Source organism: Pseudomonas sp. EB271-G4-1, assembly GCF_058791355.1.
The window spans coordinates 1-23,536 of the sequence record NZ_JBYTEO010000021.1 but is presented as its reverse complement, the minus strand read 5'-3'; the positions used below and the strand labels follow the sequence as shown (position 1 = coordinate 23,536).

General features: G+C 59.4%; 15 protein-coding genes and 1 pseudogene. 9 read left to right on the top strand and 7 right to left on the bottom strand.

All coding sequences use genetic code 11. The features are described 5' to 3' along the window. Positions 1 to 94 precede the first annotated feature (94 nt). Positions 95 to 985 (top strand): LysR family transcriptional regulator, encoded by an 891-nt coding sequence (locus AC3WWR_RS12570; protein WP_020797481.1) that lies wholly within the window; start codon positions 95 to 97, stop codon positions 983 to 985. Between the two features lie 35 nt (positions 986 to 1,020). Here AC3WWR_RS12570 and ilvA read toward each other — a convergent pair whose 3' ends face one another. Then, the gene (ilvA, locus tag AC3WWR_RS12565) at positions 1,021 to 2,034 is read right to left on the bottom strand and encodes a threonine ammonia-lyase, biosynthetic (protein ID WP_080725354.1); all 1,014 of its coding nucleotides are present in this window, start codon (positions 2,032 to 2,034) and stop codon (positions 1,021 to 1,023) included. 495 nt (positions 2,035 to 2,529) lie between these two features. On the opposite strand from ilvA, the gene AC3WWR_RS12560 reads away from it, so the two are divergent. From AC3WWR_RS12560 to AC3WWR_RS12550, 3 genes are all read left to right on the top strand, one after another. Beyond that, a complete protein-coding gene (locus AC3WWR_RS12560; protein WP_083349076.1) occupies positions 2,530 to 3,345 on the top strand; it encodes a DUF1206 domain-containing protein in 816 nt (271 codons plus the stop codon). Positions 3,346 to 3,481: 136 nt separating this feature from the next. Beyond that, the gene (locus AC3WWR_RS12555; RefSeq protein ID WP_042955357.1) at positions 3,482 to 3,730 is read left to right on the top strand and encodes a hypothetical protein; all 249 of its coding nucleotides are present in this window, start codon (positions 3,482 to 3,484) and stop codon (positions 3,728 to 3,730) included. 78 nt (positions 3,731 to 3,808) lie between these two features. Beyond that, entirely contained in the window at positions 3,809 to 4,060 is a 252-nt protein-coding gene (locus AC3WWR_RS12550) for a hypothetical protein (protein WP_370628215.1), read from the top strand. Here the strand turns inward: AC3WWR_RS12550 and AC3WWR_RS12545 are convergent. Further along, positions 4,047 to 4,283 carry a hypothetical protein gene (locus AC3WWR_RS12545; RefSeq protein WP_404821811.1) on the bottom strand — a complete coding sequence of 79 codons (237 nt, stop codon included), beginning with the start codon at positions 4,281 to 4,283 and terminating at the stop codon, positions 4,047 to 4,049. The two genes, AC3WWR_RS12550 and AC3WWR_RS12545, sit on opposite strands and share 14 nt — an antisense overlap. 371 nt (positions 4,284 to 4,654) lie before the next feature. Between AC3WWR_RS12545 and AC3WWR_RS12540 the strand changes: the two genes are divergently transcribed. Both AC3WWR_RS12540 and AC3WWR_RS12535 read left to right on the top strand, forming a co-directional pair. Further along, complete coding sequence (locus AC3WWR_RS12540) at positions 4,655 to 5,347, top strand: 3-oxoacid CoA-transferase subunit A (protein ID WP_033043344.1); 693 nt, start codon at positions 4,655 to 4,657, stop codon at positions 5,345 to 5,347. Positions 5,348 to 5,355: 8 nt separating this feature from the next. Next, a complete protein-coding gene (locus AC3WWR_RS12535; RefSeq protein WP_020797475.1) occupies positions 5,356 to 5,997 on the top strand; it encodes a 3-oxoacid CoA-transferase subunit B in 642 nt (213 codons plus the stop codon). Between the two features lie 168 nt (positions 5,998 to 6,165). Here the strand turns inward: AC3WWR_RS12535 and AC3WWR_RS12530 are convergent. Then, a pseudogene (locus tag AC3WWR_RS12530) lies at positions 6,166 to 6,567 on the bottom strand (methyl-accepting chemotaxis protein); the annotation flags it as partial. A gap of 786 nt (positions 6,568 to 7,353) precedes the next feature. After that, positions 7,354 to 9,249, bottom strand: a complete 1,896-nt coding sequence (locus AC3WWR_RS12525) for a sigma-54-dependent Fis family transcriptional regulator (RefSeq protein ID WP_083349073.1) — start codon at positions 9,247 to 9,249, stop codon at positions 7,354 to 7,356. A gap of 245 nt (positions 9,250 to 9,494) precedes the next feature. On the opposite strand from AC3WWR_RS12525, the gene AC3WWR_RS12520 reads away from it, so the two are divergent. The 3 genes from AC3WWR_RS12520 to AC3WWR_RS12510 all read left to right on the top strand — a co-directional run bounded on the left by AC3WWR_RS12520 (position 9,495) and on the right by AC3WWR_RS12510 (position 18,225). Beyond that, positions 9,495 to 11,318, top strand: coding sequence for an NAD(P)/FAD-dependent oxidoreductase (locus AC3WWR_RS12520; RefSeq protein ID WP_492598735.1), 1,824 nt, complete (start codon positions 9,495 to 9,497; stop codon positions 11,316 to 11,318). Positions 11,319 to 11,444: 126 nt separating this feature from the next. Next, entirely contained in the window at positions 11,445 to 12,410 is a 966-nt protein-coding gene (locus tag AC3WWR_RS12515; protein WP_042955351.1) for an endonuclease, read from the top strand. Between the two features lie 199 nt (positions 12,411 to 12,609). Further along, on the top strand, positions 12,610 to 18,225 hold the full coding sequence (locus tag AC3WWR_RS12510; RefSeq protein ID WP_492598734.1) for a putative Ig domain-containing protein: 5,616 nt from the start codon (positions 12,610 to 12,612) through the stop codon (positions 18,223 to 18,225). Between the two features lie 225 nt (positions 18,226 to 18,450). On the opposite strand, the gene AC3WWR_RS12505 is transcribed toward AC3WWR_RS12510, so the two are convergent. From AC3WWR_RS12505 to AC3WWR_RS12495, 3 genes are read right to left on the bottom strand one after another with little or no spacing between them, the layout of a single operon-like run. Next, the gene (locus tag AC3WWR_RS12505; RefSeq protein ID WP_151142292.1) at positions 18,451 to 19,800 is read right to left on the bottom strand and encodes a TolC family outer membrane protein; all 1,350 of its coding nucleotides are present in this window, start codon (positions 19,798 to 19,800) and stop codon (positions 18,451 to 18,453) included. Between the two features lie 2 nt (positions 19,801 to 19,802). After that, positions 19,803 to 21,173 carry an HlyD family type I secretion periplasmic adaptor subunit gene (locus tag AC3WWR_RS12500; protein WP_492598733.1) on the bottom strand — a complete coding sequence of 457 codons (1,371 nt, stop codon included), beginning with the start codon at positions 21,171 to 21,173 and terminating at the stop codon, positions 19,803 to 19,805. Further along, complete coding sequence (locus AC3WWR_RS12495; protein WP_492598732.1) at positions 21,166 to 22,887, bottom strand: type I secretion system permease/ATPase; 1,722 nt, start codon at positions 22,885 to 22,887, stop codon at positions 21,166 to 21,168. The genes AC3WWR_RS12500 and AC3WWR_RS12495 overlap by 8 nt, the downstream gene beginning before the upstream one ends. Between the last annotated feature and the right edge of the window lie 649 nt (positions 22,888 to 23,536).

Here is a 23,536-nt window from a genome sequence, read left to right as displayed (position 1 = left end):
TTCCAATGCAAATATCAGCCTGATTATTGCGTTTGACGAATGATAAATCTAGGATGACTGGGCTGACCAACGCTCCTCTGAGGGGATAAAAAAAGTGAATTATGAGCTCAATGACATCCGATCTTTCGTGAAGATCGCAGAACTTGGCAGTTTCCACGAAGCAGCCGATGCCTTGCATCTCTCTCAACCGGCGTTGAGTCGCAGGATGAAAAAGCTAGAAGAAGGATTGGGAACAGCGCTTCTCGATCGCACGACAAGACGGGTAAGCCTCACCAGTGTCGGTCGAGACTTCCTGCCCAAGGCACGACGCTTACTGGATGACTTCGACGACTCGATACTCAACATCCGGGAGCTGGCGGAGCGCCAAAGCGGCCGGGTAACCCTGGCCTGCATCCCCACCGCAGCCTTCTACTTTCTGCCATCGGTCATCCGTCTCTACAACGAGCGCTATCCACAAATTCGCATTCGCTTGCTTGACCTGAGTGCGAACGAAGGGCTGGAGGCTGTCCTGCGTGGCGAAGCCGACTTTGGCATCAACATGATGAGCGGCCAGCACCCGGACATAGAGTTCGTGCCGTTGGTCAACGAGCCTTTTGTCCTGGCATGTCGACGCGATCATGAGTTGGCCAAACGAAGCGCCGTCACCTGGTCTGAACTCAGCAATTACCGCCTGATCGGGGTCGGTCGCCTGAGCGGCAACCGAATGTTGCTTGACCACGCTTTGTCGGGCTTGAGCTGGCGCCCGCAGTGGTTTTATGAGGTGCAACACCTGTCTACATCGCTGGGTCTGGTAGAAGCTGGATTAGGTGTTTCGGCAATGCCGAGCCTGGCAATGCCTGCAGTGGATCATCCAACGTTGGTGAGCATCCCTTTGATCGAGCCTGTTGTGAACCGATCGTTGGGACTGGTTTACCGACGAGGTGCCTCCCTCTCCCCTGCAGCGGAAAAATTCGTCTCCATCCTCCTGGAACAGTGGGAGCAATGACCCATGGCCGGATTAACCCGCCCTGGAATCCACCATTACGCTGATGCCTCACTCAATGCAGCGCGTTCGGCCACATGCCGTAAAGAGTCGAAATTGATATTGGCGCCGGAGTCGATGGCAATCAGTGTCTGATCCCGCACACCCGTTCGCGCAACGTATTTCTTGATGCCAGCAACGGCCAGAGCGCCAGAAGGCTCTGTGATAGAGCGTGTATCGTCGTAGATATTCTTCATCGCGATGCAAAGCTCATCGTTACTGACAGTCAGTACCTCATCGACGCAAAACCTGCACACCTCAAAGCCGTGGGCGCCGATCTGCGCGACCGCAACACCATCGGCAAAGGTGCCCACACTTGGCAGCACCACTCGATCATCGGCCTGGAGGGCTGCATTCAAACAGGCTGAATGTTCCGACTCGACGCCAATGATGCGCACCTCTGGCCGCAAGTATTTAACGTAAGCCGCGATGCCGGCGATCAAACCGCCACCGCCCACCGGAACAAAGATGGCATCCAGCCCCCCTTGATGCTGACGCAGTATTTCCATGGCGACCGTGCCCTGCCCGGCAATGACATCTGGATCATCGAAAGGCGAAACAAAAGTTTTGCCGGTTTGGCTTGCCAGTTCTAGTGCATGAGACAAGGCAAACGGAAAGCTTTCGCCGTGCAGCAGTGCCTGGGCGCCACGACTACGGACTCCTGACACCTTCAACTCTGGCGTCGTGGTGGGCATGACAATCATGGCGTCGATGCCAAGTTGCCGTGCTGCCAATGCCACACCCTGGGCATGATTACCCGCTGAAGCGGTGATCACTCCGCGCTTCTTTTGCGCCGCGCTCAAGTTGACCAGTTTGTTGTAGGCGCCTCGGATCTTGAAGGAAAAGGTCGGTTGAAGATCTTCGCGCTTGAGCAGGATCTGGTTACCCAATGCCAACGATAATGCAGGTGCCGGCTGCAGGGGCGTATGCACGGCCAGTTCGTAAACCGGCGCGGCGAGGATCTTTTTGACGTACTGCTCAAGTAGGGTGTGTTGGGCGAGCGTACTGGGCATGATCGTCTCCTGACATTGATCAGAGCCCCGAGACAGAAAATGAAAACCCGCCTCCAGGGCGGGTTGGGTGCTGCAGTCGTGAGCTAGCCCGCCAAATGAGGAATGGCGGTAATAATGCTTGGCTGGCAGCGCAATACGATGAAAGTCATGCTCGGAAATTAGCCGGGCGCCGACGGCAAGTCAACGGCCAATTTCCAAATTCTTCGGTAGCTGATTGGCAACGCCTCATTTACGTTTGCGTGGCGGCAAAAGCATCGGACTTTGCAGTGTTCCGTAACGCAGTTGCCCCTTTATCTGAAACATTGCAGTGGATTAGACCGCACCAACTCAACAACGGACTGGCTCCAGCTAAGGCCGAGAAAAAACTTAACGTCGTGTCCGGGATTAGTTGCCCACTACAGAGCGTCCGTTCTGAGTGACTGAAGAACTCGACCTTTATCGAACCCTTGCCGAAGCGATAGGTCTGCTCTTGTACACGTCCACGGAAATAATCGAATGTCCGCTCAACACACCCTTGTCGTCCTCGCTCGGGGCGGATATGCCGCTCGCGGCGTTCTGTATCTGATCATTGGTATCTTCGCGCTGCTGGCGGCTCAAGACTCAACAAAACCGAAGGACAGCCACAAAAGCCTTGAAGCGTTATTGAGCCAGCCATTTGGATATGTCCTGGTTGGGCTAGTGGTGGCGGGACTACTGGCCTTCGCAGGGTGGCGAGTGCTGCAAGCCATTCGCGACGTCGATCATCACGGTACGAAACTAAAGGGGCTGGTGATTCGTGCGGGTTTGTTGGCGGGCGGTTTACTCAATGGTGCTCTTGCGTTTTTTGCATTAGGGCTGCTCATTAGCGGCGTCAGAAGCTCAGGTAATGCCGGAGGTGGGGAGACGAAGGATCTACTGGCGCATCTTTTGTCCTGGGATCACTCAAACGTGGTCGTCTACCTCATGGCGCTCGTTCCATTAGGCGTAGGAATTGCTCACATCATCAAAGGATGGAAAGCGTCGTTCGAGAAGTATTTTGAGGCTGATGAGGACGTGATGCGATACGTCCGTCCGGTGGCTCGTTTCGGACTCATGGCTCGCGGCGTGGTGTTTCTTGAGATCGCCCTGCTCCTGGCAATCAGCGGCTCCCGTTATCAGGCCACGGATCCACCTGGCATGAAGGAAGCGCTCGATGCTCTGCAGAACCTACCGGTTGGCGGTTTGATTCTGATGGTGATGGCTTTGGGGTTAATTGCCTTTTCGGCCTACAGCTTCTCCGAAGCCGCATGGCGCAAGATAAACATGGATGTGCCTGGGGTAACGAAAACATAGGCGCGTGGCAGGAGTCATCGCCAAAGCGGAACCCTCCGTATTAAATTAATTTGAACCGCTTTGGGACGTGCCCGCCTAATGATCAGCTTGTGATGAATTGCACAGGCAATGTGCCAATAACGGCATGCTCCGAGAGGTGATCGACGTGGCTAAAGACGAGAAGAAAAGCAAAGGTGACGCTTCGAAAGCAAGCAAGGATTTGAAAGACAAAAAGGCATCACCGGCGAAGAAATCAGCTGCGGCCTCGGCTCTTTCGAAGTCTTCCGAAAAGAAAGACAAGAAAAAAGATGCCGAACCAAAGAAATCTGCAAAAAAAGCTGATAGCAAGCCAGAAAAGGCCAAGAAATCAGAGAAAGCAGAAAAGTCGACGAAAAAGAAAAAGTGACATCCTGGTATTTGCTAGGGCTTTACGCCCTAGCTTACTCAGGCCGAGTTGTTCGCAACCGCGATCAGTACCTTCGCCATGAAGGTGGAGCATTTGGACAATCTTGATTGGGTTCAATGGCCCGCTATGTTCGTCACGGTACTTGCGGCGTGGCTGATCGGATCTCAGCGCCCAAGAAGGCGAATGACCGGGTTCGTATTGTTCAGCTTGAGTAACGTGCTATGGGTGATTTGGGGCATTTATGCGCAAGCTCATGCGCTTATCGTGTTACAGATTTGCCTGTTCCTGATGAATCTCCGTGGGTTCAAAAAGAACTCTAGAGGCCCGTAGCATCAGGATCCCGGGATACCCTCGAATCTTTGAGATTCTTTCTGAAACCCCGGGCGTTCATCCCTAGAAGCACACACTCAAGTACGATCAACGCATAAGCGTGCGAGTGAAGACCCCAGACAACCCACAACGCATTGCTCGCGATGAACCCCCAAAACGCGATCATCCGTCGGCGTGGTCGTTGGGAACCGACGAACCAGGCCGAGATCACCGTGACCACCATAGCGGGCCATTGCACAAGATCGATATATTCCAAGCCAGCTCCCCTCGCGCTACAGCCTTATTCAATGTGCAACGCCAGCACTCGCCAGCGAGTTGAGAGTGGGCAGTCCACTCAAACCGTGGATATGGCGAATAGGTGATTCGGGCCATCGGCGCGGTAGATGTAAGGGTCTGGACACCGCTGCACAGCTCAAAGTTCTAAGCGAAGCCTTCGGGTTACGGTTTCGTTCGCTAATCGCACGACATCTCCTGCCAGGACACCCGCCTGCGCCCATTGTTTGGCACCCTATGCACATCGTTGCAGTAACCATGAATTCATGCGGTTTGGCGTCAGAGCATTCTGTTCGGCCAACTTGAAAACAGGAGTAAGCCTTGATCAATAAAACATTTGAATCCGTCGCTGCTGCACTGGACGGTATTGCCGATGGTTCGGTCATCATGGTGGGTGGCTTCGGTACTGCCGGGATGCCGTCGGAGTTGGTAGATGGCGTCATCGCTTCGGGTGCTCGCGATCTGACCATCATCAGCAACAATGCCGGCAATGGTGAAATCGGCCTGGCCGCCTTGCTCAAGGCCGGGCGCGTTGCCAAGGTCATCTGTTCGTTTCCGCGCCAATCCGATTCCTATGTATTCGACGAACTCTACCTGGCGGGAAAAGTACAGCTTGAGGTGGTGCCGCAAGGCAATCTGGCCGAACGTATCCGTGCGGCAGGCTCTGGAATCGGTGCGTTTTATTCGCCAACCGGATATGGCACGTTGCTGGCCGAAGGCAAGGAAACCCGAGTAATCGACGGTCGCAATTATGTGCTGGAAATGCCGTTGCACGCTGATGTCGCATTGATCAAGGCCGAAAAGGGCGATCGCTGGGGCAACCTCACCTATCGCAAAGCCGCGCGTAATTTTGGACCGATCATGGCGATGGCAGCGAAAACGACAATCGCCCAGGTCAACCGGATCGTCGAGTTGGGAGAGCTGGACCCCGAACACATTGTCACCCCGGGGATCTTCGTTCAGCGCGTGGTAGCAGTGCCGCTCGCCCCTATCTCGAATGCCAACGTCAACTGAGGCCCGCCATGACTGTCATGAAAAAACTATCGCGTAGCGAAATGGCCCAACGTGTGGCCGACGATATTCTCGAAGGCTCTTACGTGAACCTGGGCATTGGCGTGCCCACGCTGGTGGCCAACTACCTGGGTGACAAGGAAGTGTTCCTGCACAGTGAAAACGGTGTACTGGGCATGGGCCCGAGTCCTGCGCCGGGCGAGGAAGACGATGACCTGATCAACGCGGGCAAACAGCATGTGACGCTGCTGCCCGGTGGGGCCTACTTTCACCACGCCGATTCGTTTTCGATGATGCGCGGTGGGCACATCGATATTGCCGTGCTTGGCGCCTTCCAGGTTTCGGTCAACGGCGACCTTGCCAACTGGCACACCGGTGCCGAAGGTTCCATTCCCGCAGTGGGTGGCGCAATGGACCTCGCGACAGGCGCACGCCAGGTGTTCGTCATGATGGATCACCTGACCAAGACTGGCGAAAGCAAATTGGTGCCGCAATGCACTTACCCGCTGACCGGCATTGGCTGCGTGACTCGGATTTATACCGACCTGGCTATTCTGGACGTGACTGCGCAAGGCTTGAAGGTGCGGGAGATCGTCGCCGATATCAGCTTTGAAGACTTGCAAGCGCTCAGTGGCGTGCCGCTGATTCGATAACGGATCGAGTTTGCGTGGCCACGCAGCCATGTTGCCGGACGACTTCAAGCGTGTCCGGCAACATGGCTGCGATGGGTTGCTTGTTCGCTGGCGGCCGGACGCAGGCTGAACTGAACGTCATCTCGACGTTGTGGCCCTGGGTCGAACTGGGAAGAAGAGTCAGCCTGTTCAGGCCGCTATCCGGGTTGCCTGCAGTGCCAACTCGTGCAAACTGGCCAAACGCTGCATGACGCGCTCGACCACTTCCAGCCTGGCCACCGCACCACTGCGCAACTCCCCCATCGATTGCAAGGCGACCTCGGCCTTGTCCAGCCCCAGGCGCGTTGAATCGGTAAGCTGTTCAAGCCCCTGACGGGCATCTTGGGCCGACTTTTCCAGGCCTGTGGCGATCTGCCGGATTTGCGCACTGGAGTCCGCTGCCTGGCGCGACAGATTACGGACCTCGTCCGCCACCACTGCAAAACCGCGGCCATGATCACCGGCCCGCGCGGCCTCGATCGCGGCATTGAGTGCCAGCAGGTTGGTCTGTCGGGCGATGTCCTGGATGCTGCCGACAATCGCACCGATGCGTACCGACTGGCTGCCCAGTTCGTCGAAGACCTGGTCCAGGCGCTGCAGATACTGATCCAGGTCCCCAAGCACCGCAGCCGAAGACTGCATGCTCACCGCACTGGCCTGTACCCGCTCGCCCGCGCCTCGCGCCAACTGGTTGGCGAAGCGCATGTCTTCTTCAGTTTGCAGCACCACTCGGGTCAGGTGTTCAAGTGCCACCTTTACTTGAGCCCCCGGCCAAGCGGGCTCGGCCACAGGCAACGACACAAGCGGGACCGGCGCGTTGCAAATCATCGGTTCCGGCTCCTGCTGTACAAGCACTTCAACCACCCGCACTGGCTGACGGTGATAAAGCACCGCCGCTGCCAGCAGCAACAGGTCGATGATGCCGGCATATATCAGGTGCAGGCCATTGCCGGCAGCGAGCAGCAACACCGCGCTGCCAGCGGCAACCAAGGCCAATCGCGCCAGAATTTTATTGCTCATACTTGTCTCCAGGTCACTCACAGCAACGTCCAGGTGAAGCTCAGGATCAGTGTGCTCTTATTGTTGTTATGAACGAGGCAAGGCGTGGCGTCAGCATTGTTGCGCGCCATGTAAAGCACCGTCACGCAGGATGCAAGTGGAAGGTATTGAGACGGTGAGCGTGGCAATATCCGCTTTGCGCTTATCGCTATCCGCTTTGTGCAAGGGCACGACATAGATGCTGATCAGCGCGCGTACCGATTCTGCAAAGACCGAAGGCAAAATCAATGACGCCAACGTACCGATCAAGGTGTTCTGAACAGCATGAGCGCGCCCGGTTCAACCGGGCCGTGAAATACCGTGCTGACGCAGTTTGCGATAGAGCGTATTGCGGCTAATCCCCAGGCGTGCGGCAACATGGGCGATATGCCAGTGTTCTGCCTCAATCAGCGTCAGCAGCGTCTGCCGTTCGGATACCCCAAGCGGATCTTCAGCCAGCGCGGCGGTCGCTGGCGGTTCCGGCAGCAACTCTGCCAAGTCGTCCAGGGTGACACGTCCCTCCAACGCCAACGCTACCAGTGTGCGCAAACACGTACGCAGCTGCCGGACATTGCCCGGCCACGGTTGTTTCAGCAAGCGTTCCCTGACGCCCGCCTCCAGCCGAATCCTTGCACCTTTCGTCTCTTCGCGTAGCAGCAGGTCGAGCACACTGCCTTTGTCTGATCGTTCGCGCAACGGCGGGAGCTGCACGGCGAATCCGGCGATGCGATAAAACAGATCTTCGCGAAAGCGCCCTTCGGCCACACAGGTCAGCAGATCCTGGTGGCTGGCACTGATAAGGCGTACGTCGAGGGGACGCGCCGTCGCGCTACCTAGCGGCACCACTTCACGCTCCTCCAGCACCCGCAGCAGGCGAGTCTGTAACGCCAGTGGCATATCGGCGATCTCATCGAGAAATAGAATGCCGCCATGGGCCTGTTCCAGCTTACCGATCATCCCGTCCTTGCGTGCACCGGTGAAGCTGCCGCCGCGATAGCCGAACAGTTCGCTCTCGATCAGCGTTTCTGGAATGGCCGCACAATTGATCGCCACAAACGGCTGGCTCGCCCTGGCGCTGGCGCGATGCAGCGCCGCCGCAAAGGCTTCTTTGCCGGTACCGGTTTCGCCCTGCAGGAACACCGGAACGTCACGTTCCAAAACACGCAATGCGCGAGCAAAGCCGCGTTGCAGGCGCGGGTCTTCGAGGCACACGCGCACATCGTTGATCTTGGGGACAGCAGGAGTGACCAAAGGCACCTGGCGCAGGGGTTCTCGCAGCTGTCCGTAGAGCAGGCGCCCGTCCACCAGCCGCATTGGCCAACAGACACTCGGTTGGGCGCTGGCCTGACTCATCACCTGATCGATAGGTGTTTCCAGCAGCATCGTCAGAGATTGCCCGATCACTTGATCACGGCTGAGGCCCAGCAGATCCAGCGCCGCTTGATTGACGGAACAGATACGGGCGCCCTCGTCGAAACTGAGCAGTCCTTCACCCAGCAGCCCAACGAAGCCGGCCTCAGGATGGAAGCGCAGCAAGTATCGTTGCGGATCATGCCCCAGGAAAAAACAGTTCTCGATCAACTTGGCTGACAGGTTGGTCAATGCCATGGCCTGGAAGTGTTGCTGAAGACTGTGGTCATCCCTTGCAGAAGAGAGGTTGAGCACGGCAAGCAACTCTCCACCGGCATCGAATATCGGGCTGGCCGAACAGGTCAGGCCGACGTGTTTGCCACGGAAATGCTCATCTCGACGGATGGTCACATGTTGGCGCTCGACCAGGCAGGTGCCGACACCGTTGGTGCCCTCACAATCCTCACTCCACACCGAGCCGAGCCACAGCCCGGAGCGCTGGGCATCGGCGCGTTCCGATTCGTTGAACACACTGTCGATCGCCACACCGCGAGCATCGGTGAGCAGTACCACGTGGCCGTCCCGCCCGAGCTGTTGGTGCAAACTGTTCATCTGCCAGTGCGCCACGGCAATAATGTGTTCCAGAGGCGCTCGGTGATCCTGCAAGCGTGCTTGTTCAACCACATTAGGTGCGCGGCGGCTGGCGGGATCGAGCTGATACTGATCCAGGCATCGGCGCCAGGATCGCGTGATGGCCAGGTCAGCAACGGGACTGTGGCTGGCGACAGTGCCCTGCACAGCTTGTAGCACTTGTTGTGCATGGGCGTTGATCAAAGCCGGCTTCATTGTTGTTGTTCTCCGCTACGGTCAGGACACGGGTCTATTCGCAGCTTATATGAAAAGACGGCAACGAGCGTTTTTTGCGCCGCGTGACACTCTGTCATCCGCCATTCCCGAATTCGTGACATGAATCCTGATCAAGGCCTGGGCAATATTACGCCAGCCGCTCTGCAACAACGCTTTCGTGAAGATGGCCCGCGCCTTGCTCTAGGACTGGTCGTTACCAAAACAACAAGATCGGGAGAGGCTCCATGAACATCGCTGTCGAAACACCCCTGCAAACGCCAACTGCCCAGCTCGCGACCTGGGTCGAAACCCTCGGCGAGCGCCTCGCCCAACGTGATCTGGACGGCACGCTGGAACTGTTTGCCGAGGAGTGTCACTGGCGGGACCTGCTACTTTTCAGCTGGAACCTGGTGACCTTGGAAGGCAAGCCTGCCATCCGGGATATGCTCGAAACGCGCCTCGACCAGACTCATCCCGGGCGATGGATACTGGAAGGTGAGGCGACGCTGAACAACGGTGTGCTCGAAGGCTGGATCAGCCTGGAAACCGACGCGGCGCGAGGTAAAGGCTACGTGCGCTTGAAGGAAGGCTTGTGCTGGACGCTGCTGACGACCATGCGTGAGCTCAAGGGTTATGAAGAACCCAGCGGCCGCCGTCGCCCAATGGGGGCCAGTCATGGTCACGCCCATGCCGACAAACGCAACTGGCTGGAGCGCCGTCGTGATGAAGAAGCCGCGCTCGGCATCACCAGCCAACCGTACTGCCTGATCGTGGGCGGCGGCCAGGGCGGGCTGGGGCTCGCAGCGCGGCTCAAGCGAATGGGCGTGCCAACCCTGATCGTCGACAAGGCCGAACGGCCTGGCGATCAGTGGCGCGGTCGCTACAAGTCGCTGTGTTTGCACGACCCGGTCTGGTACGACCACATGCCCTACCTGCCCTTCCCCGATCACTGGCCGGTCTTCACCCCGAAAGACCAGATTGGCGACTGGCTGGAAATGTACACCAAAGTCATGGAGCTCAATTATTGGCCGCGCACAGAATGCGTGAGCGCCAGCTTTGACGAACAAAGTGCCACCTGGAAGGTTGAAGTGCAGCGCGATGGCGAGCGTCTGACTTTGCAGCCGACCCAGTTGATCCTCGCCACCGGCATGTCTGGCGTACCCAATGTGCCCAGTTATCCGGGTGCCGAGGCATTCAAAGGCCAGCAGCATCATTCCAGCCGCCATCCCGGCGGAGACGCCTGGCGCGGCAAGCGTGCGGTGGTCATCGGTGCGAACAATTCGGCTCACGACATCTGCGCCGACCTGGTGGAGAACGGCGCCGAGGTGACCATGGTGCAGCGCTCCAGCACCCACATCGTGCGTTCCGACAGTTTGATGGAGCTCGTGTTCGGCGGGCTCTACTCTGAAGACGCCGTGGAATCGGGTTTGACCACGGACAAGGCTGACATGCTGTTCGCCTCGATCCCCTACAAGGTCATGCCAAGCTTTCATCAACCCGTCTTTGACGCGATCAAGGAGCGTGACAAGGACTTCTACGAGCGCTTGGCCAAGGCCGGCTTCATGCTCGATTTCGGTGACGATGAGTCCGGGCTTTTCATGAAGTACGTACGCCGTGGTTCTGGTTACTACATCGACGTCGGCGCCTCTGAACTGATCGCCAACGGCACGATCAAGCTCAAGAGCGCGCCTGGCCTGGGTGTCGAACGCATCGAAGCGGATGCCGTCGTGCTCAACGATGGCAGCCGGCTACCGGCCGATCTGATCGTCTACGCCACGGGCTATGGCTCAATGAATGGTTGGGCGGCGAAGCTGATTTCCCAGGAAGTCGCTGACAAGGTCGGTCGTTGCTGGGGCTTGGGTTCCGGAACCACGAATGATCCTGGCCCCTACGAGGGCGAACTGCGGAACATGTGGAAGCCAACCCAGCAGGAGAACCTCTGGTTCCACGGCGGCAACCTGCATCAATCACGGCATTATTCGCTGTATCTGGCGCTGCAGTTGAAGGCGCGCTTCGAAGGGATCAATACATCCGTCTACCGCCTTGCAAAGCGTCACCACACCGGCTGAGTCAAATGGCGCCCAGTCTTGGCTGGGCGCCTCTGCACTCTGGCCCCATTGGGTCTTCTGGTTCTCCATCCGTCGCCATCGAGTCGTGCGTATAATGCGTTTCCTTTCAATCGCTTAAGCTGTCCAATGAAAAAACTGCTTGCCATCGTAGCGCTGTCGCTCTCGATCATTACCCCCGCCTTTTCCAGTCCTCCATCGACCTTCTCCGAAGCCAAGGTCATCGCAAAGCAGAAGATCTACCTCGACCAGGCGAACAGCGCCATGGGCGAGCTCTATTGCGGCTGCAAATGGACGTGGGTCGGTAAGTCGGGTGGCCGTATCGATGCCGAATCATGCGGCCTCAAGGCCAGGAAACACGAGAATCGTGCGCAGCGGACTGAGTGGGAACACATCGTTCCCGCCTGGACGTTCGGTAACCAACGCCAATGCTGGAAGAACGGCGGGCGCGAACACTGTGTAGACGATGATCCTGTGTTTCGAGCAATGGAAGCAGACCTGTTCAACCTGTACCCCTCTGTTGGAGAGGTGAACGGCGACCGGAGTAATTTCAACTACGGCATGGCCGCCGGGATAGCGCCGCAGTATGGCCAATGCAAGACGCGGGTGGATTTCGACCAACATGCTGCGGAACCGCGTGACGAGGTCAAAGGGCTGGTTGCCCGAACAACCTTTTACATGTTCGACAGATACAAACTGAGCATGTCACGCCAGCAGCAACAGCTACTGATGGCTTGGGACAAGCAGTACCCGGTTTCGCCTTGGGAAATAGAGCGGGATCGACGCATTGCAGCGATCATGGGGCACTCCAATCCATTCGTAACGGGCGAGCGTCGATGGTCGCAAGGATACAAGGCCGTGGGTGATGGGGTGGTTAGCGCCATTCCTGTTAATCCTCCGCGAACAGCAGCCCAGCCAACCTTGGCCAGCGCGACCGGCGCAGGCTTGATCATTGGCAACCGAAATAGCCAGGTCTACCACCTCTCCATCGGGTGCCCCGGGTATGCTCAGATGTCCGCGAAAAATCAGGTCTCCTTCACGTCAGAATCTGAAGCTCAGGCGGCGGGATATCGAAAGGCAGGCAACTGCAAATAGGGGGTTTGCCGCCCCCGGCAACGTCAAGAGAACGGCCTTTCCAGCAAAGGCCCTTCCGACCACTGATCATTTATATTCGTGGTTTTCCCGTACTTCCGATATGCGGTCATAACTTTCGCGTTCCTCCGAGTCCTAACAAGCTGATCGTCGATGGAATATTGGCGTGCGCTGCGGTTTAGCCTGTTACGGAGATAAGTTAATGATATTCAACGTACAAAATTTTGGCGCTAAAGGCGATGGAAGTACCGACGACACGGCGGCGATACAGAGTGCCATTGATGCGGCAGCTGCTGCTGGTGGCGGTCAGGTGTATATGCCAGCCGGAACCTACATCGTTTCCGCAGGGACGGAACCCTCAGACGGTTGCCTGATGCTCAAGAGCAACGTCTACCTGTACGGCGACGGGATGGGCGTCACCAACGTCAAGGTGGCCGACGGCTCCGACACCAAGATCACGGGCGTTATCCGCTCCGCCTATGGTGAGGAAACCCACGATTTCGGGGTCAGTAATCTGACCATCGACGGCAACCGCGACAACACCACGGGCAAGGTCGACGGATGGTTCAACGGCTACATTCCCGGCGAAGAAGGCTACGATTCCAACGTCACCCTCGACAGCGTCGAGATCAAGGATTGCTCCGGGTATGGTTTCGATCCCCACGAGCAGACCGTCAACATGGTCATCAAGAACAGCGTGTCCCACGGCAATGGCCTGGATGGCTTCGTCGCTGACTTCCTGAGCGACAGCACCTTTGAAAACAACATTGCCTACGATAACGACCGGCACGGTTTCAACGTCGTTACCAGCACCCACGACTTCACCCTGACCAATAACATTGCCTACGACAACGGCGGCAATGGCATCGTGGTGCAGCGCGGCAGCGAAGACATTCCCTCCCCGAGCAATATCACCATTACCGGTGGCGAGGTGTACGGCAACGGCGCCGAAGGGGTGCTGATCAAGCTGTCCAGCGAGGTGACGGTCACTGGCGTCGATATCCACGACAACGCCAGCGCCGGGGTGCGCATCTACGGCAGCAACCACGTCGAGATCATCGACAACACGCTCAACAACAACTCCCTGGGCAACCCCGTTCCGGAAATCATCATCCAGTCCTACGACGACACCCTGGGCGTGTCCGGCAAGTACTTCAACGGCAGTGACAATACGATCCAGGGCAACAGCATCAGCGGCAGCGACCTGTCGACCTATGGCGTTGCAGAGCGCAATGAAGACGGCACCGATCGCAACGCCATCGTCGGCAACACCATCAGCCACACCAGCAAAGGCGCGACGCTGGTCTATGGCGACGGCAGCTACGCCAGTGCCACGGTGCCGATGACCACTGTGCAAGGCACGGCTGGCAACGACACCCTGCTGGGCAGCACCGCCAGCGAGATCTTCTTCGGCGCAGCCGGGAACGACACCATCAACGGCGGAGCCGGTGCCGACATTCTGGTGGGCGGTGCGGGCATCGACAAACTCACGGGCGGTACCGGCGCCGATACCTTCCGTTTCTCCTCGCAGTCCGACAGTTACCGCAACGCCACAGCAAGCTTCGATGACACGATCACCGACTTCGACGTCACCCAGGACAAGATCGACCTCGCCGGCCTTGGTTTCACCGGCCTGGGCAATGGCCGTGGCGGCACGCTGCAGGTCAGCTACAGCGCCAGCAATGACCGTACCTACATCAAGGACTACGATGCCGACGCCAGCGGCAATCGCTTCGAGCTGATTCTTTCGGGCAATCTCGCCAGCACCCTGACCGCCAGCAATTTCATCTTCAATCGAGTCATCACCGGCACCAGCGCCAGTGACGCGTTGTCAGGCAGCGATTCGGCCGACACCTTGCTTGGCCTGGCAGGCAACGACAGCCTGGCTGGCGGCGCGGGCGATGACAAGCTTGACGGCGGCGCCGGCATGGACAGCCTTTCCGGTGGCGCCGGAGCGGACACTTTTGTCTTCTCCAGCCGCATGGACAGTTATCGCAACTACAACACTGGCGGCGCCAACCTCAGCGACGTGATCACCGATTTCGATATCAGCGCCGACAAGATCGACCTCTCGGCCATCGGTTTTACCGGCCTGGGCGATGGCAAGAACAACACGGTGTACCTGGCGCTGAACAGTACCGGCACCAAGACCTACATCAAGTCGCTGGCCGCCGACGCCGATGGCAACCGTTTCGAAGTGACGCTCACTGGCAACTACCTCGACAAGCTGACCAGCGCCAACTTTGTCTTTGCCACGGCGTCTACGACCAACCAGGCGCCGGTGCTGGCTACCCCCCTGCTCGATCAGAACGCCACGGAAAGCACCCCGTTCAGCTACGTGGTGCCGGCCACCAGCTTCACCGATCCGGATAACGACAGCCTCAGCTACATCGCCAAACTGGCCGATGGCAGCGCCCTGCCCGCCTGGCTGACGTTCGATGCGGCGACTCGTACGTTCAGCGGAACACCGAGCGATACCGCATCGGGCACTTACTCTATCCAGGTCACCGCGACGGATGGCAGCAACGCCACGGTCAGCGACAGCTTTACCCTCGCGGTGCAGGATGTGCCGGCCTCTTCCACGCAGATCAACGGCACGCCGAACAATGACACCCTGACCGGCACCGCTGCCAATGAACAACTGTTCGGTGGCGCCGGCAACGACACGCTCAATGGCGGCGCGGGCAACGATATTCTGGTGGGTGGCACGGGGGCGGACAAGCTCACCGGCGGCGCGGGTGCCGATGTGTTCCGCTACACCTCGTCGCTCGACAGTTACCGCACCAGTTCCACCAGCGTCAGCGACCAGATCCTCGATTTCGACGTGACCGCCGACAAGATCGATGTGGCGGCGCTTGGTTACACGGCCCTGGGCAACGGTCTGAATGGCACCCTGCAACTGACCTACAGCGCGTCGACCAACCGCACTTACCTCAAGGACCTCACCGTCGACGCCAACGGCAACCGCTTCGAAGTGTCGATGGCGGGCAACCTGGTGAGCAGTCTGACGGCGAGTCATTTTGTCTTCGCCGGCCAGAACACCTCGAGCAATGTCGCGCCGGTGGTGACCATTCCCCTGCTCGACCAGAACGCCACCGAAAGCACGCCATTCAGTTACACGGTGGCCCGTGACAGCTTCACCGACGCCAACCAGGATGCATTGGTCTATACCGCGACCCTGGCCGACGGCAGCGCCCTGCCTGCCTGGCTGAGTTTCAACGCCACCAGCCTTTCGTTCAGCGGCACGCCGCTGAGCACGGCGTCCGGCAATTACAACGTCCTGGTCAAGGCCACCGATCCATCGGGAGCCTCGGTCAGCGACAGCTTCGCCCTGGCGGTGGCCGATGCGCCGGCCACTACCATCGCCGGCACCAACAATGCCGAAACCCTCAACGGCACGGCGGGCGCGGACCTGATCCTTGGCCTGGGTGGCAATGACACCATCAAGGCCGGCACCGGCGCGGACATCCTTGATGGTGGCGCTGGGCGCGACTCGCTGTACGGAGGCGATGGCGCCGACACCTTCCGCTACACCGACGTGCTCGACAGCTACCGTGACTACGACACCGGCGGAATCACCGCCACCGATACGATTTATGACTTTACCGCAGGCGTCGACAAGATCGATGTGTCGGGCCTGGGCTTTCTCGGTCTGGGCGACGGCAGCAATGGCACGCTGTACATGACCCTCAACGCCGCTGGCGACAAGACCTACGTCAAGTCCGCCGAAGCGGATGCCGATGGCAACCGTTTTGAGATTGCCCTCAATGGCAATTACCTCAACACCCTGACCGCCAGCGACTTCGTGTTCGGTGAGCGCGCGCAACAGGACATCCTCTACCTGCCCACCCTCGGCCAATCCAATGCGCGCCTGCTGCGCATGACCGAAGACGACGATCAGTCCGGCACCTCGATGCTGGTCAAGGACCTGGACCGCTACACGCCTTATGACGTGCGCAGCCAGTTCACCGATGCCGATGGCAACGGTATCGACATCGCGGTAGGTGGTAGCACGGTCAACGGCCTGTCGACCCTAAGCGCCGAGGAACTCAAGTTGTGCTGGTGGCTGACCGACACCGATCAACCGGGGCCCGCGCTATTGCGTGCCGTAGCGTTGCTGGGAGATCAACTGACCGAACTGAAATCGATCGATAACGTCACCATGGGCATCATTTGGGGACAAGGCGAAGAAGCCGCCCAGGAGATTGGCCGCGCCACCGACAAGACGGCGGCAGCCGCGGCCTACAAGGCGGCAACCCTGAAGGTGTTTGATTACCTGCATACCCAGTTCGGCAGCTTCAGCGTGTACATGATGGAAACCGGCCACTACCAGGAGGATGCGGCGCGCGCCCGTGGTTATTCGCCCGAGAAGATTGCCTCCATCGTCGAGGGCGTTGGTTATGTCCGCGCCGTCCAAGAGGAGATCGCTGCAGAGCGCACCGACGTCAAGCTGGCGGTGGACTACACCGACCTGCCCTTGCGCTACGAAGTCGATCCGCTGGTGTATCCGGACGACGTCTGGCACCTGCACGAGGAATCGGCGGAAATCGTCGGCCAGCGCCTGGCCGACTACATCGCCAATGACCTTGGGTTTCAAGGTGACCCCAGCGACAACAATAGTGTTCAGGCGATTTTCGACAACGCTCAAAACCAGGGCGGCATGATCTCCGGTACTGACCAGGCCGATACCCTGGTGGGCAGCTCGGGCAATGACACCCTGGATGGCGACCTGGGTGCCGACACCATGACCGGTGGCGACGGCAATGACATCTATGTGGTCGATAACGCATCCGACAGCGTGGTTGAGACCAACACCTCACCCGCGCAGATCGATACGGTACAGGCCTCGGTCAGTTGGACCTTGGGCGCCAATCTGGAAAATCTGGTGCTTACCGGTGTGTCGGAGATCGACGGTAACGGTAATGAGCTGCGTAACTTCATCACCGGCAATGCCGCCGCCAACGTGCTCAATGGTGCCGCAGGGGCCGACAGCATGAGTGGCGGCGACGGTAACGACACCTACTATGTCGACAACGTCGACGACAGCGTGATCGAGGCCCAAAGCAATCCGGTGCCAGGAGGTATCGACAGCGTGCACAGCAGTTTGGCGGCCTACACCCTCAGTGCCAATGTCGAAAACCTGTATATCGATAGCACCGGCGCCGCCAACGGAACGGGCAATGCGTTGGACAACACACTGTTCGCCGCAGCGGGCAACAATGTGCTGGACGGGCGCGAGGGTAATGACACCGTGTCTTTCGAACGCGCCCTGTCCGGTGTCACCGTCACGCTCTCGACGTCAGCGCAACAAAACACCGTGGGTTCAGGGCTCGACACCTTGAAGTTCTTCGAAAACCTGACCGGCAGTGCCTACGCCGACAGTCTGTCGGGCAACAGCGCGGCGAACGTACTCAATGGCGGTGCGGGCAACGATACGCTGGTGGGCGGTTCCGGCGATGACCGCTTGATCGGCGGAGCAGGCACCGACACGCTCACCGGTGGCACGGGTGCGGACACTTACGCATTTGGTGCGCTGTCGGACATGGGTATTGGGGATTTGCGCGATGTGATCAATGGCTTCAAGACCACTGAGGGCGATCACCTGGATTTCACCGGCCTGGACGCCAACCCGTTGACCGCCACTGTCGATACCTTCACCTTCATCGGCAGCAACGCGTTCGACCCTGCCAACGCCACCGGCCAGCTGCGCTTTGCCGATGGCATTCTCTACGGCAGCGTCAACGCCGACGCCACCCCGGAGTTCGAGTTCGCACTGGTGGGGGTCAAGGAGCTGCACGCCAGCGATTTCACCGCATGAGTCAACACCTGTAGGCGCGAGCCCGCTCGTGAAGCGGTGGCAGATCCAGCATGGATGCTGACCGACCCACCGCTTTCGCGGGCAAGCCCGCTCCCACAGGTGGTTTGTCGTGCCCACAAATCCAAGGACAACCACAAATCAAAATGTGGGAGCGGGCTTGCCCGCTCCCACAGGGATTTGCACTTTGAGGGGAGGCAGGCGTCAATCTTGCCCTTGCTTCATGTCTCAGAACAGGTTTTGCACTTGCTCCAGGACTGCCCGGTTCATCTGGCCGGTATGGGTGTGCAGGCTTACATAGCTTTGCAGCATGTCTAGCTTGGTATCGAGCAAATCCCGTCGTGCCTGGAACACCCGCTGCTGGGCATCGAGAATATCCACCGTGGATCGCACGCCACCCTGGAAACCTTTTTGAGTGGAGATCAGCGCCCGCTGATTGGACTCCACCGCCCGCTGCATGGCCTTGCTCTTGGCAAATCCGGCCACCACACCCAGGTAGTCGGCCTCGATATCCTCGGCCAATTGTTGGCGCTGTACATCATAATCGGACTGGGCGCCGGCCACCTGGGCCTCGGCCTTGGCCACCGACGCACGCACCGCACCGCCGCTATACAACGGGATATCCAGTTGAACCCCCACGTAATAGGCGTCCTGTCGCGGGTCTTGCTCCTGATACTGACGGTTTTCCCGGCGACTCAGCTGGCTGGTCAGCGACAAGGTCGGATAATGCCCGGCGCGTTGGCTGTCGGCCTGGGCCTCGGCGACTTTCACCGCCGCCAGCCGCGCTGCCAGCTCGGGGTTGGCTTCACGGGCAATGTCCGTCCAGTACGACAGATCCCGTTCCGGCGGTATCGGGGTGCCAGCGGGCAGTTCTTCGTCCATCGCCTGGATGTCATCGATGGCGACACTGGCGCGACCGGACAATGCCCGCAACGCCGCCACCCGACGAGCCTGGGCCTCGGCCTCCTGGGCTTCGACCAGGTCGAGCCGGGCCTGGGCTTCATCAACATCGGTGATCGCGCCCTGCCCGCCCTGGTAGAGTTTTTTGCTCTGCGTCACCAACCCGTTGATGGCGGCCTTTTGCTGGGCGATCAACTTGATCTCGTTCTCGGCCCGGGCGACGTCGAAGTATCCTTTCGCAACCCGGTCGTACAGTGTCTGGCCGGCAACGTCGAACAATTGGGTACCCAATTGCCCACGCGCCTTGCCTTCCTGATACGCCGCCCAGCGCCCCTTGTCGTACAGCGGTTGCTGCGCCGCCAGGGTGACATTGTTCGACTGGTAATCGTTACTGTTGACGTAACTGCTGTCATCGCCGCCATCGGTACGACCGCCGTAGCCGTAGCGCGACGTCAGCGACACTTGCGGATAGAGGCCACCGCGGCCGATCGCCTCTTCATGGGTCGACGCCTCAAAGGCATGGGCGGCCGATTGCACGGTCGGGTCGTTGACGCGCGAAGCATCGTACGCGGCGGTCAGGCTCAGTGCCTCCTGGGACGCCCAGACGGGACTGAATGCTCCCCAACCGGTACACAGACTCAGCAACAGGCGGGCGCTATAACGGAACCGTACGGTCATGCTCATTCCTCTTTGAAGGCTGCGAGCAAGCGTTCGCGCAAGGGTTTCATCAGGTAGTTCATCAAGGTGCGCTCACCCGTGACCACCGTGACGTCGGCCAGCATGCCTGGGCGCACCAGCAGGCCGGCGGTCTGTAGCAACACCACGGTGTCTGCGGGAATTTCCACCTTGGCGGAAAAATACGGCTGGTGGGTCTGTTCATCGATCAACTGGTCGGCCGACACCGTCGTCACCGTGCCGGTGACCGTCGGGGTGTCCACCCGTTGCAGCGCCGTGAAATGCACGTGCACCGGCAGCCCCGGACGCAATTTATTGGCCATCAACGGCTCGAAACGCGCGGTGATCGCCATCGGCGCATCCAGCGGCACCACCTGCATCAGGGTTTGACCGGCCTGCGCAACGCCGCCGACCGTATGAATGCTCACGTCCATTACCTGCCCGGACACCGGTGCCCGGATCGCACCGTTGTCGACTTCAAACTCAAAGGCCTGGATCTGATCGGCATAGCCTGACGCCTCGGCCGAGACTTCACTGAGCTGGATTTCAGCATCGCGACGAAATTCCTGCTGCGCCTGCAAGGCCTTGAGCCGACTTTCATTGATCGCCTGGCGTGTCCGGCCGATATCGCCCACCCCGGAAGCGATTTGCCCGGCCATCTGGGCGGCGTTGCGCTCGGCCTCGAACAGCTTGTTGCGTGCCACATAGCCCTCGCGAGCCAGCTCACGCAGGCCTTCGAGCTCCTGCTGCTGGAAGCGCATCTGCGTGTCGTAGTTGCGCTTGACGCCTTCGTAGCCAAGCAATTGCTGCTGCAAGGCCGCGGCTTCGTGTTCGATGATCTGCAAGCGACTGCCCAATTCTGCGCGACGGGTCTCAAACAGCTGGCTCTGCAAGGCCATGGCGGCCTTGACCCGGGGCTCTTCAGCGTGGTCCAGCAGTTCGGCGGGCCATTGGATGCCGGTTGTGCCCAAGCGCTCGGCAATCAACCGCGCCTCGACGCTGCGAGCCTTGAGCAACTTGCCCCGGGTCACGTCGAGTTGTGACCGCGCTTGCACCGTGTTGAGCTGCACCAGCAACTGCCCCTGGTTGACGCGGTCGCCATCGCTGACCAACAGTTTTTCCACAACGCCACCCACCAACGACTGCACCGCTTTGCGTTCGCCCGCCACGACCACCGTGCCGCTGCCCACGACTCCCTGGTCGAGCGGCGCCAAGCAGGCCCATAGCAGGAAGCCGCCAAGCGCCAGGACCAGGAAACCCACGCCATAGCGCGCCACGCTTCCCGCGTCGGTATTGGCACCCGCCGGCGCCGGGTTTGCGCGCAGGATCGGTCGCTGCTCGCTGTACACCTGTGTGCCCGGAGTCAGATCATGCATCTTCGCCAGCCTCCTTGACCGCTGCCGGCCTTGGCGCCGCAATCAATGCCTTGAGCACCCGATCCCGTGGACCGAAGGCTTGTTGGGTGCCGTCCTTGAGCACCAGGATGTGATCGACCACCGCCAGTACATTGGGTCGATGGGTTATCAGTACCACGGTGCTTCCGGCCGCCTTGAGCGCACGAATAGCCTGGACCAGCGCCAACTCTCCGGCTTCATCGAGATTGGAGTTCGGCTCATCTAGCACGATCAGCGACGGAAGCCTGTAAAGTGCGCGGGCCAGCCCCAGGCGCTGCTTTTGTCCGCCGGACAAGCCAAGCCCGCCGGGGCCCAGCGGCGTGTCGTAACCCTTGGGGAACTTCAGGATCATCTCGTGAATGCCGGCATGACGTCCGGCCGCGATGATCTTGTCGGCGTCCTGCTCACCGAAGCGGGCAATATTGTCGGCCACGTTGCCGTCGAACAATTCAATGTCCTGTGGCAGGTATCCGAGGTAGGGGCCCAAGGCGTCGTGAGACCATTGACTGATCTCGGCGTCGTCCAGGCGCACCGATCCGCCCATCGCCGGCCAGATCCCGACCAGCGCCCTGGCCAGCGTTGATTTGCCACTGGCGCTGGGGCCGACGACAGCGAGCACTTCGCCGCTGGCCAGGCTGAAATTGATCCCGCGCAGGATCGGTTGCGAGGCACCGGGCGGGCCAACGTACACCTGCTCCAGACGTACTGCGCCGGTGGGTGGCGGCAAAGGCATACGCAGGCGCTCGCGCGGGTGTTGGGCAAGCAGCAGGCTCAGGCGCTGGTAACTCTGACGGCCAGCGGTGAATTGCTTCCACGAGCCGATGGCGATTTCCACGGGTGCCAGGGCGCGCCCCAACAGCAGCGACATGGCGATCATCATGCCCGCCGATAACTGGCCTTCGAGCACCAGCAATGCGCCCAGGCCCAGGGCCAGCGACTGCCCGGAGATGCGCACGAAACGTGTCATCGAAGTGATCCGCGCGCTTCGGTCGCTGGCATGGGCCTGGGCGGCAACGATGCGCTGCTGCAGCAGGCTCCAGCGCTGGCGTAATGGCCCGAGCATGCCCAGGGCCTGGATGACTTCGGCATTCTGGAAGGAGCTGTTCAGGTAAATCGAGGACTGCACGCCGAGCCGATTGGCTTCGCCCAGAGGCGTTCGAGTCGCCAATTCGCCCCACAGGGCCAGACCGATCAGCACCAGGGCCAGCACCACCGTCAGCACGCCGAACCAGGGGTGGATAATGAACGCTACCAGCACAAAAATCGGCAACCAGGGCGCATCGAGCAACGCAATCAGGCCCTGGCCGGTGATCAATTGCCGTAGCGTCGCCAAATCGATGAGCACTTGCGCCGGGTTGGCGTTGTGTTCGCGAAGACTGCGGGCGAAAGCCGCGTCGAAAATCCGCTCACCCAAGGCATCGTCAAGCCCCGCGCCCATGCGAATCATCACCACACCGCGAACCCATTCGATCAGGGCGCTGAACATCAACAGGCCCAGGGCGATGAAGGTGAGCATGAACAACGTGGTTTCGTTGCGACTGGTGAGTACCCGGTCGTACACCTGCATCATGTAGAGCGACGGCACCAGCACCAGCAGGTTGATCACACCACTGAACAGCGCCAACGACCAGAACACCCGGCGGTAGCTTAATAGAGCGGCATCGATGTCGTGCCGTGGATCGAGAAGAGAACCCAATAGAATGTCGCTCGTAAAAGAATGAGTCGGTTCGGGACGCAATCCATCGCGAGCGTAAGCCCAAGGGGCGAAACACTAAATGCAGCCTGACGTGCCGCTATCAGAGACGAATCTCGTCGTTAGAGGCGCCAATAACTGACAACGTGACTTCGGGATAGTGCCGGTCATGGACATCGGGCTTTTAATTGGGTGACGGGCGGGTATGTTGCGCATCGGCACGGGCGCTTGTTGTTGGAGTACATGTCCATTGCTGCGGTAGCGGCGGCTTAGGGTTTCGCTTCGCCCCACTGCCAGAACGAAGGCATTGCTCCGTGGGTCGCCCGCGATCAACAGCAAAGCGAGGCGGCCTTATAGCCGACCTGACTGTTACGGGTGCACCTGATCCCTTGTGGGAGCGAGCCTGCTGGCGATTGATCGTTCCCACGCTCTGCGTGGGAATGCCGGCAGGGACGCTCTGCGTTCCACTGACGACGCATTAATTGAGCCGTGCGCAACGGTGATGCGTAGCGTCACAGGAAGCCCTGTGTGAAATTTGCTGTCGGAGTGCATATCCATTGCTGCGGTAACGGCCACTTATGGTTTCGCCCTTACGGCGACTCCCTTTTTCAAACGCCAAAAAGGAAGCAAAAGGCTTTGCCCCACCACTCGG